2 protein-coding genes are annotated in these 1809 nt (G+C 65.9%); both read right to left on the reverse strand.

Going from position 1 to position 1809, the window contains the following annotated elements; genetic code table 11:
- Positions 1–1061: MCP four helix bundle domain-containing protein (locus AB5Y91_RS13535; RefSeq protein ID WP_368170024.1), on the reverse strand; the 1061-nt coding region annotated here is incomplete at its 3' end.
- 124 nt (positions 1062–1185) lie between these two features.
- A partial coding sequence (locus AB5Y91_RS13540) for a methyl-accepting chemotaxis protein (protein WP_368170025.1) occupies positions 1186–1809 on the reverse strand: 624 nt, incomplete at its 5' end.

A 1809-nucleotide genomic window follows, 5' to 3' on the forward strand; every position in this document is an offset into this window, starting at 1 on the left:
ATGCCGTGGCGGGCCTGCGCCACCACGACCGCACCCGCATCGGCTTGATCGTTGGCCTGTTTGGCCACATCGGCGGCTAGCGACGCATTGCCGGCGATCTCGCTGACGGTGGCGCCCATCTCGTGGATGGCGGTGGCGACCTGGACTGTGCGATCCCGCTGGGCGGTGCAGTTGTGCTGGGTCAGCTGGGCCTTGGCAGCCACCTCGTTGGCGGTGGCGGCGAGTTGGCGGGAGTTGCTTGCCACCTGCTCTATGGCACCGTGGATGCGGACCACGAACTGGTTGAAGCTGCTGGCTATCTCGGCCAGCTCGTCCTTGCCGGTGAGGCTGGCACTGCTGTCGAGGGCGAGATGGCGGGCGGCATCCCCGATGTGCAGTTGCAGGAAGGAGACCCGGCGGCGCAAGCCGATCAGGATGAGGGTCGAGACCAGCAGCGAGATGGCAATGGCGATGACTATGATGGCGATCATCTGGTTGCGACCGCTGTCATAGCTGCTCTGGCTCAGCTCGTTGCGGTGCTGGGCCTGGCCGATGAGGCCGTCGAGCAGGGCGTTGGCCCCCTTGCGCATCTCCCCATAGGTCTGGCTGTAGCTGTCCCGATAAATGGTGCGGGCCACCTCCATCTCATCCTTCTCCAGCGCCTGCAGCATGGGGATCAGCTCCTCGCGCTCCATCTTCTCGAACTGGCCGAGCAGCCGTTCGGCCTCGGCCCGGGCGGCGGGATCGACCTGGGCCGTCACCGCCTGCTGCATGGCCTGACGCATCTCGGGAATATCTTCCTCGCGGGTCTCCTTGACCCGGGTCAGCACCCCCTTCTCGTCGCGCAGCGAGCTGTCTTGCAGCAGCATCATGTCGATGCCGACGCGCATGCGCGGGATGCGGGAGGCCACTTCCGCCATGGCCCTCATGGGGGTGGCGGTATTCTGGAACAGCTCATCGGCCTGCTGCTTGATGTGGCCCATGCTGCGCAGGCTGGCGGCGCCGACCAGCAACAGGGCGAGACAGGGCACGGTAACGGCCAGGATGAGTTGGGTTTTGATCGTGATCTTGCCTGCCAGCATGATGGCTCCTTGGTGTGTTGCTATGTCGCTAATGTAGCGGCTTGTCATGACGGTTTGCCGTCATGCCCGGGCCGACACTCCCTGCCGACCCGGACGAAAAAGAGCGCCGAAGCGCTCTTTCATCTCATAGCCGGAAGTTGCCGACCAGCTTGTCGAGCTCACCGGAGAGCTGCTGCAGACTGCGGCTGGACTCCGTCAGCTGGTGGGCTATGTCGGCTGTCTCCATGGTGAGCTGGTTGATGTCCTCCACGTTGCGGTTGATCTCCCCCACCACGCTGGACTGCTCCTCGGTGGCGGTGGCGACCTGGATGTTCATGTCGCTGATCTGGGTGATGTGGGCGGTGATCTGGCCGAGCGCTCCGTTGGCGGCGTCGGCCTGGGTCACCACCTCCAGACTCTGGTTGCGGCCCTGGGCCATGGCGCTGACGGCGCGGGCGCTCTGCTCCTGGAGGCGGTTGATCATGCCCTGGATCTCGGCGGTGGAGGCGGCGGAGCGGCTGGCGAGGTTGCGGACCTCGTCGGCCACCACGGCGAAGCCGCGGCCCTGTTCACCGGCGCGGGCGGCCTCGATGGCGGCGTTCAGCGCCAGCAGGTTGGTCTGCTCCGAGATGCTGCGGATGGTGTCGAGTATGCTGCCGATGGAGTCGGTCTGGCTCGCCAGTGACTCGATGACTCCGGCCACCTGCTCGATCTCACCGGAGAGACCGACGATGCCGTGGCGGGCCTGCGCCACCACGACCGCACCCGC

The organism is Aeromonas sp. R4-3, from assembly GCF_040908275.1.
GTDB classification, from domain to species: domain Bacteria; phylum Pseudomonadota; class Gammaproteobacteria; order Enterobacterales; family Aeromonadaceae; genus Aeromonas; species Aeromonas rivipollensis.